Origin of the sequence: Streptomyces ziwulingensis (assembly GCF_039542605.1) — a bacterium.
GTDB lineage: Bacteria > Actinomycetota > Actinomycetes > Streptomycetales > Streptomycetaceae > Streptomyces > Streptomyces ziwulingensis.
Window position 1 is genome coordinate 97,183 of sequence record NZ_BAABIG010000039.1, and the last position, 12,302, is coordinate 109,484.

The window sequence follows — 12,302 nt, forward strand, 5'->3', positions numbered from 1 at the left end:
AGGGGCCCGGCGCACCGCCACCGGTCAGTGGGCGGCGCTGACGCGGACCTCGACGCTCGCCCGGGTGCCCCACCTGCCGACCCGCCAGCACGTCGCCATGGCGTAGAGGTAGAGGGGACGCAGCACCACGAGCCGCCAGAGACCCGCCAGCGGTGACAGCAGGTACATGAGGAGCTGATGTCCCAGCCCCTCGTCCGACCGGCGGATCACGAACAGGCGGAGACAGACCAGGTAGTTCATGGCGCACCCCAGCACCAGGGTGTGCCAGAGCAGCGGGCCCGCCTGGGCGCGCAGGTCCGGCGAAGCGGCGACGGCCACCGGGATCAGCAGCGCCAGGACCAGGTGCGCGTACTCCAGTACGGGCATCCAGAACGCCACCGAGCGCAGCGGCATGTGCCGCAGCCACCACAGGTGCCGCACCGTGGTGCCGCGCATCCAGCGCATCTGCTGCCGGACGTAGTGGCGGGGCCGGTCCGGTACCAGGGTGAAGCACAGGGCCGAGGGCTGGTGCACGGTGCGGCCGGCCAGGCGGGCGTACATGGTCAGCATCGAATCGTCGTTCATCTGCATCGGCACCCCGCGGAAGGTCTCGCGCTCGTAGACCCCGGCGTGCCGGCGTACGACGTCGGCCCGGTAGAAGGCGAGAGTGCCGGAGTTGATGAGGACCGAGCCGAGGACGGACTGGGCGCTGCGCAGCCCCCGGGTGAACGGCACGTACAGCACGGTCGTGAGCCGGGTGAGCAGGTTCGTCCGCACATTGAGCGGGACGATCAGGCCGGCCACGGACCGCACCCGCGGATCGGCGAAGGGCTTGAGCCCCTCCGCGACGGCCTTCACGTCCAGGACGGAATCGCTGTCGAGGGTGACGAAGATGTCGGCGTCGTCCGCGGCGAGCACATGCATCTGCGCCCACCGCTTGCCCCAGTTGGGAGTGCGGTCCCAGGTGGCCTCGATGCCGAGTGCGGCCGCCGCCGCCAGGAACCGGTCGCGCTCGGCCTCGTACAGAAGGGGCCGCCCTGTCTCCGTGTCCACGGAGCCGTCGTCGACGACCCGGACCCGCTGGACCCGCCGGGTCTGCGCGAGAACGGATGCCAGGCAGGCCCGGAGCGCCTCGGGATCCTCGTTGTAGACCGGGATCTGGACCGTCACGGCCAGTCCGTCCAGCATCGACCGCTGTGCGGTCGTCGCCGGGACCGGACGTTCCAGCCAGCACAGGGGCAGCCACCACAGCAGGAGGAACGACACCAGCCAGACGAAGCCGAGGCCGGGGTCGGAGCCGTCGCGCCATGCGGTGAGCCGCAGCAGGTGCCACCCGGCCCAGCCCGCCAGCAGGACGAGGGGCAGCGCGGTGAGCGCCGCTCTGCCGCCCAGCGGTACGTACTCGCCCCCTGGCCCCGGCGCCGGCCCTGGCACCGACGGGACGGCGGCGCCTTCGGGTGCGGGGCCAGGGCAGAGGCCGGTGTCAGGCTTCATCCGCGCCCTTGCCGCGCCGGAACGTCAGGCGGATCAGCAGAGCGCCCCCCAGGGTGAGCGCGAAAGCGGCCGCCACCAGCCAGGTCTGGCCCGTCGCGAGGCCGAAGAGGGACAGGCCGGAGCCTGTCGTGGCCAGTTCACCGTAATGCACAGGCGTATCCCGTTCGTAGGCACTATCGGCGCCAAAGGTACAAACAGGGCCGCTGAAGTTGCGGTATTGCCGCGTTTCATCGCACATGGCGCAGCTTCTCCTCGTGCGTTCGGCCGCGCGCCGCCGCGTGGCTCAGCCAGCCGGAGCGGTGCCCGGTGGCCGCGTGGTCCCGGTGCCGGGCCACCGGACAGCCACATCCGCGATCAGGTTCTCGACCAGGGTCCTGATCTCGTCGCGGATCGGGCGGACCGCGGCCACCCCCCGGCCGGCGGGGTCGTCGAGCTTCCAGTCGAGGTAGCGCTTGCCGGGGAAGACGGGGCAGGTGTCGCCGCAGCCCATCGTGACGCAGACGTCGGACTCGCGGACCGCGTCGACGGTGAGGACCTTCGGGGTCTCGGCGGAGATGTCGATGCCGACCTCGGCCATCGCCTCGACGGCGGCGGGGTTGACGGCGGCCCCCGGGTCCGAGCCGGCCGAGCGCACCTCGACCCGGTCCCCGGCCAGGTGGGTCAGCCAGGCGGCGGCCATCTGGGAACGGCCGGCGTTGTGCACGCAGACGAACAGCACGGACGGCTTGCCGGCGGATTCGGCCATGGTGAACGTTCTCCCTCGTCGCGACGGCGGCGGATGCCCGGTGTCGGCGCTCGCCGGTGTCGGCGCGCGCGGCGATGTGAAAGTATCAGCTCATGCTGACTTCAGTCGATCCTGATGTGATCCGGGCGCTGGGCGATCCGCTCCGCCTGCGGATCGTGACCCTGCTGGCGCGTGAGACGCTCTGCACGACGCACCTGGTCGAGGAGACCGGAGCCAGGCAGACCAACCTGTCCAACCACCTGAAGGTGCTGCGCGAGGCCGGGCTGGTGGAGACCGAGCCGTGCGGGCGCTTCACCTACTACCGGCTGCGGCCCGAGGTCCTGGCCGGACTGTCCGAGCGGTTCGCCGCGCTCGCCGGGTCCGCGCGCGCTGCCGCCGACAACAGGAGGGCCTGCCCGTGACCTCCACCGCTGCCACCCGCCGCCCCGGCCCGGCCGGGGACGACTCGATCGTCGGGAAGCTGTCCACCCTCGACCGCTACCTCGCGGTCTGGATCCTGCTCGCCATGGCCCTCGGCCTCGGGCTGGGCCGTCTCGTCCCGGGCCTGGGCGACGCCCTCGCCGCGATCGAGACCGGCGGGATCTCGCTGCCGATCGCGCTCGGCCTGCTGGTGATGATGTACCCGGTCCTCGCCAAGGTCCGCTACGACCGGCTCGACCGCGTGGCGGGCGACCGCAGGCTGCTGGTCTCCTCGCTGGTCGTCAACTGGATCGTCGGCCCCGCCGTCATGTTCGCGCTGGCCTGGATCTTCCTGCCGGACCTGCCCGAGTACCGCACCGGCCTGATCATCGTCGGGCTCGCCCGCTGCATCGCCATGGTCATCATCTGGAACGACCTCGCCTGCGGCGACCGCGAGGCCGCGGCCGTCCTGGTCGCCCTGAACTCGGTCTTCCAGGTGCTCGCGTTCGGCCTGCTGGGCTGGTTCTACCTCGACCTGCTGCCCCGCTGGATGAACCTCGGCGACGGTCAGGGCCTGGACGTGTCGGTGTGGCACATCGCGCTGAACGTCGTCGTCTTCCTCGGCGTCCCGCTGCTGGCCGGGTTCCTCACCCGCCGCCTCGGCGAGCGGCGGATGGGCCGCGAGAGGTACGAGACGGCGTTCCTGCCGAAGATCGGCCCGTGGGCGCTGTACGGGCTGCTGTTCACGATCGTCGTGCTGTTCGCCCTCCAGGGGAAGACGATCACCTCGCAACCGCTGGACGTCGTACGCATCGCACTGCCGCTGCTGGTCTACTTCGCGATCATGTTCTTCGGGACCTTCCTCCTCGGCAAGGGGCTGGGCCTCGCCTACGACCGCACCGCGACGCTGGCGTTCACCGCCGCCGGCAACAACTTCGAACTGGCCATCGCGGTCGCCATCGCCACCTTCGGTGCCACGAGCGGGCAGGCCCTGTCGGGTGTCGTCGGCCCGCTCATCGAGGTCCCGGTGCTGATCGCACTGGTCCACGTCGCGCTGGCCTGGCGGAAGAGGTTCGCCGCCGACGCGGTGACGACGGCGCCCTGACCCACGCGGTCCGGGCGTCCCGGGGTACCGGGCGGGTCACTCCTCCTCAAGGTCGTGCCGTACGCGGCGCGAGGGGGTGAAGGTGTAGAGGTCGAGGATGTCGGGGGCCTCGGCCAGGCCGGGGCCGCCGTCCTCGACCCAGGCGGTGATGTCGGCCGTGGCGCCGGGGTCGTTGACCTGGCCGAGCCAGACGGGCCGGCCGCCGGCCCTGCGGCCCTCGGCGGAGGGCTGGATGACGATGACGTTGGCGCGCTCGCACGCGTCGAGGCAGCCGACGCGCCGAATCGCCGCCACCCCGGCCAGCGCCGTGCGCAGGTCGCTGAGCTGGGCTTCGTGGTCCAGCCGGGGGACCTTCGCGGCCGTACCGCAGCAGCAGCCGCGGCAGACGGTGACGGTGGGCCGGACAGCCCCAGCCCCAGCCCCAGCGGTCCCGGTCCCGGTCCTGGTCTTCGCCCCCGTCCCCCGAGCGGCCTGAGCGGCTTTCCTGCCGCGGCGGCTCATCGCAGGCTCCCGGCGGGCGCGGGCGCGGGCGCGGGCGCGGATGCGGGCGCGGGCGTGGCGGCGGCGCGGTTCCAGGCGGTGTCGCGCAGCAGGCGCAGGCCGTTGAGGCCGACGATGACGGTCGACCCCTCGTGGCCCAGGACCCCGAGCGGCAGCGGGAGCTGTCCGGCCAGGTCCCAGACGACCAGGCCGGAGATGAACACGGCGGCGATGACCAGGTTCTGCACCACCAGGCGCCGGGCCGCCCTGGACAGGCGTACGACGGTGGGGACGGTGGCGAGTTCGTCGCGGACGACGACCGCGTCCGCGGTCTCCAGGGCGAGATCGGAGCCGGCCCGGCCCATGGCGATGCCGGTGTGGGCGGCGGCCAGGGCGGGCGCGTCGTTGACTCCGTCGCCGATGACCAGCACCCTGCGGCCGGCCCTCTCCTGCTCCCGGACGGCCGAGACCTTGTCCTGCGGCAGCAGCCCGGCGCGGACGTCACCGATGCCGGCCTCGCCGGCCAGGCGGGCGGCGGCACGCGGGTTGTCACCGGTCAGCAGCATCGGCGCGCCGCCGGTCAGCGTCGCCAGGGCGGCGACGGTGGCGGCCGCGTCCGGGCGCAGCCGGTCGGCGACCCCCAGCACGCCGACCGGCAGTCCGTCACGCAGGACGACAACCGCGGTGCGCCCGCCGTCCTCCCACTCGGCCACCAGCACGGCGGCGCGATCCGAGGCCGAGGCCGAGTCCGCGTCTCTTCTCCCGCCGCCTCCGCTGTCGCGGTCGCCGCCACCGAGCAGGCGGGCCGGGGCGCCGACAGTGATGCGGGCGCCCTGGACGGTGGCGGTGACCCCGATGCCGGGCGCGGAGGTGAAGTCCCGCATGTCCGGGACGGTCAGGCCGCGGGTGCGGGCGGCGTCGACCACGGCGCGGGCCAGCGGGTGCTCGCTGGGATGCTCGGCCGCGGCCGCGAGGATCAGCAACGCCTCCTCGTCCACACCGGAGCCGGGCAGCGGACGGATGTCGGTGACCCGGGGGATGCCCTCGGTGAGGGTGCCGGTCTTGTCCAGGGCGACCGCGTCGACCTGCCCCAACCGCTCCATGACGACGGCTGATTTGACCAGTACGCCGTGGCGTCCCGCGTTGGCGATCGCGGACAGCAGCGGCGGCATCGTGGCCAGGACCACCGCGCACGGGGACGCGACGATCATGAAGGTCATCGCCCGCAGCAGCGAGCCCGTCAGCTCCGCGCCGAAGCCCAGCGGGACGAGGAAGACGGCCAGGGTCGCGAGGACCATCCCCAGGCTGTAGCGCTGCTCGACCTTCTCGATGAACAACTGGGTCGGCGCCTTCGTCCCGGAAGCCTCCTCGACCATGGCGACGATCCGGGCGATCACGGAGTCGGAGGCGTCGCGCGCGACCTCGATCCGCAGGGCGCCGGTGCCGTTCAGAGTGCCGGCGAAGACCTCGTCCCCGGGCTCCTTCGCCACCGGCAGCGGCTCGCCGGTGATGGTGGCCTGGTCGACCTCCCCGGCCCCCGCCACGACCCGGCCGTCCGCGCCGATCCGCTCACCGGGACGCACCAGGATCGTGTCGCCGACCGAGAGCGCGGCGACGGCCACCGTCTCCTCCCCGCCGCCGTCCCCACGGCGGTCGTCACCGGCACCGTGACCGGCACCGGCACCGCCGTCGGTCAGGCGGGTGGCGGTGGTGGGGGCGAGGTCGAGCAGGCCGCGGACCGCGTCCTGGGTGCGCGCGGTGGCCAGGGCCTCCAGCGCGCCCGAGGTGGCGAAGATGACGATCAGCAGCGCGCCGTCCATCACCTGGCCGATCGAGGCCGCGCCGACCGCGGCGACGATCATCAGGAGATCGACGTCCAGGGTCTTCTCCCGCAGCGCCGTGAGTCCCGCCCAGGCCGGCTCCCAGCCGCCCGTGACGTACGCGGCCGCGTACAGCGGCCCCCACACCCACACGGGGACGCCGGTGAGTTGCAGGGGCAGCGCGATCAGGAACAGCGCCAGGGCGGCCGCCGCCCAGCGGGTCTCGGCCAGGGCGAACACGCGCGTCCGGCGACGCGGCACCACCGGGGCGGCAGCCGCGTCTGGACCCGTGGACGCCGTCCGTCCGGGGCGCAGGGTGAGAGCAGGAGGCATGACGGAACAGCCCTTCACGGGTGCGGGACGCGGCGACCCCACCACCGTACAGGAACATATGAACAGGCTTTCAAGTGTGGTGCGTAGGATGGGCGGCATGGGTCATGGAGCCGAGGCCAGGAAGACCGCCACCACCCGCGAGCGTCTGGACGCCGTGGGCACCGCGGACGTGGCCGCCACCCTCCAGGCCCTGGCGACCCCTTCCCGGCTGCGCATCCTGGCCCGTCTCCAGGAAGGGCCGTGCGCGGTCGGCGACCTGGCCGAGGCGGTGGGCATGGAAGCCTCCGCCTGCTCCCACCAACTGCGCCTGCTGCGCAACCTCGGTCTGGTCGCCGGTGAGCGCAACGGCCGTTCCATCGTCTACGCCCTGTACGACCACCACGTCGCCGAACTCCTCGACCAGGCCCTCTTCCACGTCGAGCACCTCCGCCTGGGCCTGCGCGACGCCCCCGCCGACGAGACGGTGGACGCCGCGCACTGATCCCGGCCGGACGCGCACGGACCGCCTCACTCGCGGAAGAGCCGCCCCACTCGTAGCGGAACCGCCTCACTCGCAGTAGATCTGCACCTTGGAGTCCGGGTCGGCGATGTCGATGTCGACCTCGTCCAGGTGCTCGATGAGGTCCTCCAGGTGCTGAGGCTTCAGCTCGGTGAGGTCGATCGGTACCCCGGACCTGGTCAGGCTCGCGTTGACCTTGGTGAGGGCCTGCGCGGGGAGGAGGCTGGTGAGCCGGACCCCGGCCCGCAGCAGTTGCAGCGGGACCCGGATGTCGACCCGGCTCGCCCCGTCGCCACCGGAGCCGTCCGCCGCGTCCACCCTCAGGCGCAGGTACTTGGGCCGGCCGGCCGGCCGGTGCCCGGTTCCCGGCGCCGGGCGGGGCTGGTCCCGCTGGAGGGCGTCGAGCAGCCGCTCGGCCTCGTCCGCGGTGATCTTGCCCTCGGCCAGCATCCGCAGGATCTGGCGGCGTTGCTCGCTCATCGTCGCTCCTTCGCTTCTGGTTCGCTTCTGACTCATCTGACGCTGATCAGCAGGGCCGTCCGGCCCTCTTCGATCTCGAACCGGGTGCCGGGCAGCGCCCACAGCAGCCGCCCGGCACCGCGCAGCGCGCCCGTCGCGCTCACCTTGAAGATCCGGCAGGCGACGACGCCGCCCGCCGCGGCGAGCAGCAGCAGCGGTGACAACAGCAGCAGCACCGGGAGGACGGGGACGTACAGCCGCTGCCGGCGGCCGTCGGGACGGCGGCGGCTGACCGTCACCAGTTGCGGGATCACCGGGGTCGCTCCAGCTCGGCCAGCGCCTCCTGGGCGCTGATCTCCCCCCGGCTCAGCCGGTCGACGACGTCGGCGGCGCCGGCCGGGGAGGCGGGACGGGGGCCGGGGTCGGTGTCGACGAAGTCGAGGTGCTCGGCGATCCGCTTCAGCCGGGACTTGACCGTCGGGTAGCTCACCCCGAAGATCCGCTCCATCTCCTTGATCGAGCCGTGCGACCGCACGAACGCGGCGACGAACACCTGGTCGTCGACGCCGAGCTGGGCCAGTTGCGGCGGCTCGAACCGGCCCTCGACCGCGATGCCGCTGCCCGCGAGGCGGACCCGCTCCACCACGAACGGCTGTCCGCGCGTCAGATCCGTCAGTTCCTGCCAGTCCACCCTCGGCTCCCCTGCACTCGGCGACACACTTGTAGTGCATATCTAACTTCACTTTTTTGAGAATTCAACGCCTGATACTTGATTTTCTCAATCAGGCCATCAAATTTTGGGAGGTGGGGAGGAGGGTCCGGTCAGGGTCTGGGCAGGGTCGGCGGTGGCTCCTAAGCTGTTCGGATGCCGGAAGAAGCGGAGCGGCCGGGGAGCCGGCACACCCTGGGCACCTGGCGGATCAGGCGGCGCTTCCGGCACTGGCAGCGGCCGAAGTCGCGGGACTGGCCGGACGTGTACGAGGACATCGCCCGTCTCACCCGCGCGCTGGGCCGCCGGCACCCCGACACCCTCGCCGGCCGCTCACGGGTGTTGATGTGGCTCACGGACGAAGGCCGGCACGCCGAAGCCGTACGGCTGGCCGAGGCGGAAGTGGCGGACAGTGTCGCGGAGTTCGGCACGGACGACCCCGGAACCCTGCGCCGGCGCCGTTCGCTCGCCTGGTACCGCCGCCGGGCCGGCGACCTGGACGGAGCCGTCGCCGAGGCGCGGGCCGTCGAGCGGGACTCGGTCCGGGTGCTGGGCCCCGGCCACGCCGACACCCATCGCTGCCGGGCGGCCCTCGGCCGGTTCCTCGCCGAGAACGGGGAACCGGCCGAGGGCGTACGCCTGCTGCGCGCCCTGTACGCCGAGTCCCTGGCCCTCGGCCGGCAGCGGCGGAGCGAGACCCGTTCCGTGCGCGACGCGCTGGTCGCGGCGCTGGAGTCGCACGGCGACCTCCGGGAGGCCCTCGACCTCCTGGACGAGGAGATCGCCGCCGAGCGGGGGACGGTCCACGGCGTCGACGAGAACCTCGGCGACCACGAGATGAAGCGCCTGCGGGAGTGGCGCGGGCGCCTGGTCGCCAAGTTGGTTTCCCGGTAGGACGGGCCCAAGCGGGCCTGTCGTCAGCGGCCCGTCGTCGGCGGCCTGTCGTCAGTGGCCGTGTCGCGCGAGTGCCGTGCGCAGGGCGGCGCGTACGTCGGGGGGCGGGGGCGGGCCGTCGGGCGCGGCGCCCGCGGTGACCGCCTCGGCGACCGAGCGGAGCTTGGTGTTGGACAGCTGCGACGTCTCCCGCAGGATGTGCCACGCCTCGTCGGACGAGCAGGCGTGGACGGCCATGAGCACGCCGCGCGCCTGGTCGATCACCGGACGGGAGGCGATCGCGTGCCGCAACTGCTCGACCTCCTCCTCCAGTTCCTCCAGGACGTGCGGGCGCGGGCCGCGCAGCGGGTCGTCGGTGTCCAGACCGGCCAGTTCCAGGAACCTGCGGGGCTGGCCGGTCCAGTTCGCCGTCGTCACCGGCACCGACTGCCGGCGGCCGTGGCCGTCGAGCAGGTCCAGGAAGTGCAGCCCGGCCGTCTCCATGAACACCACCCGGCTCATGTCCAGCTCGATCCGCCCGGTCCCGGCCGGCAGCCCGGCGAGCGTCTCGGCGAGGGTGTCCACACAGCCCTGGACCAGTTCCCCGCGAGGTCGGAGCAGCGCCCGGTCCCCGTTCGTCCGGCACTCGATGACCAGACCGTCCGGCCGGTCGGCCGGCCGTGAGGGTGCCGCTGAGGTCATGTCACCGCCTTGTCGGTCCCCGTGCGTCCTGACGGACTTCACCACGTGCTTCTCCTACGGACCCCCGTCGCCGTGCACCTGCCCCCCGTCCTGGCGAGTACACCAGGAGGCCGGGAATGACATGACAAAGGCTGGGTAGGGTGGGGCTGTCCGCGATCAGGGGAGACAAACCGCGATCAGGGGAGACGAAGGTGGGCAAGCGGGGCGAGCTGTCCTCGGGGGCCGTCGACGCGCCGCCGCGGCTGTCGGTGTCCCCGCTGGCCGGCCGGAGCGGCGTACGGATGGCGGGGGAGGTCGGCCTGTCGACCCTCCCGGCCTGGCGGCAGGCGCTGGAACAGGTGGTGCGTGAGGATGAGGACGTGTATCTGGAGCTGTCCTCGGTGACGTTCGTCGACGTCGCCGGGGCCGGCGCGCTCGCGGACGCCGCCGGGCGGCTCACCGAAGGCCGGCGGCTCGTGCTGCACCGGCCGCCGGCCGCCCTGCGCCGGGTGCTGGAGATGCTCTGGCCCGACCTGACGGAGATCGAGGTGTGCGCGTGAGTGCCGCGACCGCACCGCCTTCCGGGACGACGCCGCCCGCCGGCCCCTTCGTCCACCCCGCGCTCTTCTACCGCGACGAGGACGAGTACCTGGCCGGCACGGTCCCCTTCGTCCGCGCGGGCCTCGCGGCCGGCGAACCCGTGGCGGTGGCGGTGCCCGGCAAGCGGCTCGCGCTGCTGCGGGACGCGCTGGGCACCGAGGCCGACCGGGTGCGTCTGCTGGACATGCGGGAGGCCGGACGCAACCCCGGCCGGATCATCCCCGGTGTGCTGCGCGCCTTCGCCGACCCTCAGGAGCCCGGCCGCCGGGTGCGGATCATCGGCGAGCCGGTCTGGGCCGGCCGCAGCGCCACCGAGTACCCCGCCTGCGCCCAGCACGAGGCGCTGATCAACGCCGCCTTCGAGGGCCGCGCGGCGACCATCCTGTGCCCGTACGACGCCCGGGACCTGGCCGCGTACGTCCTCGCCGACGCCCGCGCCACCCACCCCACGGTCATCGCGGCCGGCGACTCGGAGGCCCGGCACAGCGACTCCTACGACCCCTTCGGCGTCGTCGCCCGGTACAACGAGCCGCTGCCGCCGGCCCCGGGAGCGCTGGCCCTGCCCGTCGTGGCCGCCTCGCTCTCCACGGCCCGGCACACGGCCACCGCCGAGGCCGCGCGGCTCGGCCTCACCGGCGTCCGGCTGGACGACTTCGCGCTCGTCGTCGCCGAACTGGCCACCAACAGCGTCGTGCACGGCGGCGGCTCGGGCACGCTGCGGGTGTGGGCCGAGGACGGGCACGTGGTCTGCGAGGTGAGCGACGCGGGCCGGCTCGACGACCCGCTGGCCGGACGGCGGCCCGCCGCCCGCGCCCAGCGCGGCGGCCGCGGCCTGCTGCTGGTCAACCTGGTCTGCGACCTGGTCCGGACCCACACCGCGCCGCACGGCACGACGGTACGCGGCTGGTTCGCGGCCTGACGCGCGCAACCGGTCCGGGAAACGGGGAGCGGTGAGCGAGGAGCGGGGGTCGGGGAGCGAGGAGCGGGGGGGTCGGGGACCGGGGTGCCGCCGGTTCAGCCGGCGGCCGGGTCCAGTGCCAGCGGGGTGACCTTGCCCTCCAGCATGGTGCCCAGGCCCTGCACGGCGCAGATGTCGGGCCGTTCGGCGATGTGCACCGGCATGCCGGTCGCCTGCCGCAGCATCTGGTCGAAGCCCGGCAGCAGGGCGCTGCCGCCGACCATCATGATCCCGCGGTCGGCGAGATCGGCGACCAGGTCCGGCGGGCAGTCGCGCAGCACCCGGCCGATGCCGTCGAGCACGCCCGTCAGCGGCGTCTGGATGGCGTGCCGCACGGCGGCGGTGTCCACCCGCACGCTGCGGGCCAGGCCGGTCGCCACGTCCCGGCCGTGGATCTCGGTGGAGGCCGGACCCTGCGCGGTCAGCCCGTTGCCGGACAGGGCGAGCTGCAACGGCCGTACCGACTGGCTGGGCAGGACCAGTTCGTGCTGGTGGCGCAGGTGCTGGACGATGGCGTGGTCCACCGCCTCGCCGCCCACCGGGATGCGCGTGGCGCTGACGATCGCGCCGAGGGAGAGCACCGCGACCTGCGTGGCGTGCGCCCCGCACACCATGATCATCGTGGCTTCGGGCTGCTCCACGGGCAGTCCGCAGCCGACGGCCGCGGCGATGAGCGTGTCGACCAGTTCGACACGGCGGGCCCCGAGCCCGACCAGCGTCTCGATCGCGGCCCGCTGGGCCAGCGGATCGGCGTCGTGCGGCGTGCAGACCGCGGCGCGCAGCCGGGGCTTGCGGCGCAGCGCGCGGCGGACCTTGTCGCCGAGGAGGTGGCGGAGCATGCGCTGGGCCATCTCGATGTCGACGATCGTGCCGCCGGAGACGGGCCGCACGACGCGGATGTAACCGGGGGTGCGGCCGGTCATCTTCTCCGCGAACTCACCGACCGCGATGAGTGCGCCGGTCCGGGTGTTGACGGCGGCGGCGGACGGCTGGTCCACGACGAGCCCGGCGCCCTTGACGTACACGCGGGTCCTCGCCGCTCCCAGGTCGACGGCGAAGTGGCAGCGGCGTAGCTGCTCCAGAGTGGCGGTCATGGCAGATCCTCCCGAGAGCGCAGACCAGGGGACCGGTGCGGCCGGTCTTCCTGGCATCGTGCGGGCGGAGCCCG

Annotated in this window: 16 protein-coding genes; 6 read left to right on the top strand and 10 right to left on the bottom strand. The window is 73.4% G+C overall.

What is annotated here, in order from left to right:
• Positions 1–24: 24 nt before the first annotated feature.
• Genes ABEB00_RS20150 through ABEB00_RS20160 form a run of 3 tightly spaced genes read right to left on the bottom strand, consistent with a single transcriptional unit; the run spans position 25 to position 2,218 of the window.
• Positions 25–1,473 (bottom strand): glycosyltransferase, encoded by a 1,449-nt coding sequence (locus tag ABEB00_RS20150; RefSeq protein ID WP_345621271.1) that lies wholly within the window; start codon positions 1,471–1,473, stop codon positions 25–27.
• Positions 1,463–1,711, bottom strand: coding sequence for a hypothetical protein (locus ABEB00_RS20155; protein WP_345621272.1), 249 nt, complete (start codon positions 1,709–1,711; stop codon positions 1,463–1,465). Before ABEB00_RS20155 ends, ABEB00_RS20150 begins: the two co-directional genes overlap by 11 nt.
• 45 nt (positions 1,712–1,756) lie before the next feature.
• Positions 1,757–2,218, bottom strand: coding sequence for an arsenate reductase ArsC (locus tag ABEB00_RS20160; protein ID WP_345621273.1), 462 nt, complete (start codon positions 2,216–2,218; stop codon positions 1,757–1,759).
• Between the two features lie 92 nt (positions 2,219–2,310).
• Here ABEB00_RS20160 and ABEB00_RS20165 point away from each other — a divergent pair, with 92 nt between their 5' ends.
• Positions 2,311–2,619 (top strand): ArsR/SmtB family transcription factor, encoded by a 309-nt coding sequence (locus tag ABEB00_RS20165; RefSeq protein WP_345621275.1) that lies wholly within the window; start codon positions 2,311–2,313, stop codon positions 2,617–2,619.
• Entirely contained in the window at positions 2,616–3,722 is a 1,107-nt protein-coding gene (gene arsB / locus ABEB00_RS20170; RefSeq protein ID WP_345621276.1) for an ACR3 family arsenite efflux transporter, read from the top strand. The genes ABEB00_RS20165 and arsB overlap by 4 nt, the downstream gene beginning before the upstream one ends.
• A gap of 36 nt (positions 3,723–3,758) precedes the next feature.
• Here arsB and ABEB00_RS20175 read toward each other — a convergent pair whose 3' ends face one another.
• Both ABEB00_RS20175 and ABEB00_RS20180 read right to left on the bottom strand, forming a co-directional pair.
• Positions 3,759–4,223 (bottom strand): (2Fe-2S) ferredoxin domain-containing protein, encoded by a 465-nt coding sequence (locus ABEB00_RS20175; protein WP_345621278.1) that lies wholly within the window; start codon positions 4,221–4,223, stop codon positions 3,759–3,761.
• Complete coding sequence (locus ABEB00_RS20180; RefSeq protein ID WP_345621279.1) at positions 4,220–6,355, bottom strand: heavy metal translocating P-type ATPase; 2,136 nt, start codon at positions 6,353–6,355, stop codon at positions 4,220–4,222. The genes ABEB00_RS20175 and ABEB00_RS20180 overlap by 4 nt, the downstream gene beginning before the upstream one ends.
• A 97-nt stretch (positions 6,356–6,452) precedes the next feature.
• Between ABEB00_RS20180 and ABEB00_RS20185 the strand changes: the two genes are divergently transcribed.
• Positions 6,453–6,836 carry an ArsR/SmtB family transcription factor gene (locus ABEB00_RS20185; RefSeq protein ID WP_345621280.1) on the top strand — a complete coding sequence of 128 codons (384 nt, stop codon included), beginning with the start codon at positions 6,453–6,455 and terminating at the stop codon, positions 6,834–6,836.
• A gap of 66 nt (positions 6,837–6,902) precedes the next feature.
• Here the strand turns inward: ABEB00_RS20185 and ABEB00_RS20190 are convergent, their stop codons facing one another.
• From ABEB00_RS20190 to ABEB00_RS20200, 3 genes are read right to left on the bottom strand one after another with little or no spacing between them, the layout of a single operon-like run.
• Positions 6,903–7,334, bottom strand: a complete 432-nt coding sequence (locus ABEB00_RS20190; protein ID WP_345621281.1) for an SHOCT-like domain-containing protein — start codon at positions 7,332–7,334, stop codon at positions 6,903–6,905.
• Between the two features lie 32 nt (positions 7,335–7,366).
• Positions 7,367–7,627: a hypothetical protein gene (locus tag ABEB00_RS20195; RefSeq protein WP_345621282.1), complete on the bottom strand. Its 261-nt coding sequence runs from the start codon at positions 7,625–7,627 to the stop codon at positions 7,367–7,369.
• A complete protein-coding gene (locus ABEB00_RS20200) occupies positions 7,624–8,004 on the bottom strand; it encodes a DUF2089 domain-containing protein (RefSeq protein WP_345621283.1) in 381 nt (126 codons plus the stop codon). Before ABEB00_RS20200 ends, ABEB00_RS20195 begins: the two co-directional genes overlap by 4 nt.
• A gap of 174 nt (positions 8,005–8,178) precedes the next feature.
• On the opposite strand from ABEB00_RS20200, the gene ABEB00_RS20205 reads away from it, so the two are divergent.
• The gene (locus tag ABEB00_RS20205; RefSeq protein WP_345621284.1) at positions 8,179–8,916 is read left to right on the top strand and encodes a hypothetical protein; all 738 of its coding nucleotides are present in this window, start codon (positions 8,179–8,181) and stop codon (positions 8,914–8,916) included.
• A 51-nt stretch (positions 8,917–8,967) separates the two neighbouring features.
• Here the strand turns inward: ABEB00_RS20205 and ABEB00_RS20210 are convergent, their stop codons facing one another.
• Positions 8,968–9,597, bottom strand: coding sequence for an ANTAR domain-containing protein (locus ABEB00_RS20210; RefSeq protein ID WP_345621285.1), 630 nt, complete (start codon positions 9,595–9,597; stop codon positions 8,968–8,970).
• Between the two features lie 281 nt (positions 9,598–9,878).
• Between ABEB00_RS20210 and ABEB00_RS20215 the strand changes: the two genes are divergently transcribed.
• Positions 9,879–10,136, top strand: coding sequence for an STAS domain-containing protein (locus ABEB00_RS20215; protein ID WP_345621322.1), 258 nt, complete (start codon positions 9,879–9,881; stop codon positions 10,134–10,136).
• The gene (locus ABEB00_RS20220) at positions 10,133–11,095 is read left to right on the top strand and encodes an anti-sigma factor RsbA family regulatory protein (RefSeq protein WP_345621286.1); all 963 of its coding nucleotides are present in this window, start codon (positions 10,133–10,135) and stop codon (positions 11,093–11,095) included. Before ABEB00_RS20215 ends, ABEB00_RS20220 begins: the two co-directional genes overlap by 4 nt.
• A gap of 95 nt (positions 11,096–11,190) precedes the next feature.
• Here the strand turns inward: ABEB00_RS20220 and ABEB00_RS20225 are convergent, their stop codons facing one another.
• The gene (locus tag ABEB00_RS20225; RefSeq protein ID WP_345621288.1) at positions 11,191–12,228 is read right to left on the bottom strand and encodes a rod shape-determining protein; all 1,038 of its coding nucleotides are present in this window, start codon (positions 12,226–12,228) and stop codon (positions 11,191–11,193) included.
• Positions 12,229–12,302 lie beyond the last annotated feature (74 nt).

Excerpts from the sequence above, each read along its gene's own strand:
- ABEB00_RS20150 (WP_345621271.1), bottom strand. The coding sequence starts at position 1,473 with ATGAAGCCTGACACCGGCCTCTGCCCTGGCCCCGCACCCGAAGGCGCC.
- ABEB00_RS20155 (WP_345621272.1), bottom strand. The coding sequence starts at position 1,711 with ATGTGCGATGAAACGCGGCAATACCGCAACTTCAGCGGCCCTGTTTGT.
- ABEB00_RS20160 (WP_345621273.1), bottom strand. The coding sequence starts at position 2,218 with ATGGCCGAATCCGCCGGCAAGCCGTCCGTGCTGTTCGTCTGCGTGCAC.
- ABEB00_RS20165 (WP_345621275.1), top strand. The coding sequence starts at position 2,311 with ATGCTGACTTCAGTCGATCCTGATGTGATCCGGGCGCTGGGCGATCCG.
- ABEB00_RS20175 (WP_345621278.1), bottom strand. The coding sequence starts at position 4,223 with ATGAGCCGCCGCGGCAGGAAAGCCGCTCAGGCCGCTCGGGGGACGGGG.
- ABEB00_RS20180 (WP_345621279.1), bottom strand. The coding sequence starts at position 6,355 with ATGCCTCCTGCTCTCACCCTGCGCCCCGGACGGACGGCGTCCACGGGT.
- ABEB00_RS20185 (WP_345621280.1), top strand. The coding sequence starts at position 6,453 with ATGGGTCATGGAGCCGAGGCCAGGAAGACCGCCACCACCCGCGAGCGT.
- ABEB00_RS20190 (WP_345621281.1), bottom strand. The coding sequence starts at position 7,334 with ATGAGCGAGCAACGCCGCCAGATCCTGCGGATGCTGGCCGAGGGCAAG.
- ABEB00_RS20205 (WP_345621284.1), top strand. The coding sequence starts at position 8,179 with ATGCCGGAAGAAGCGGAGCGGCCGGGGAGCCGGCACACCCTGGGCACC.
- ABEB00_RS20210 (WP_345621285.1), bottom strand. The coding sequence starts at position 9,597 with ATGACCTCAGCGGCACCCTCACGGCCGGCCGACCGGCCGGACGGTCTG.
- ABEB00_RS20215 (WP_345621322.1), top strand. The coding sequence starts at position 9,879 with ATGGCGGGGGAGGTCGGCCTGTCGACCCTCCCGGCCTGGCGGCAGGCG.
- ABEB00_RS20225 (WP_345621288.1), bottom strand. The coding sequence starts at position 12,228 with ATGACCGCCACTCTGGAGCAGCTACGCCGCTGCCACTTCGCCGTCGAC.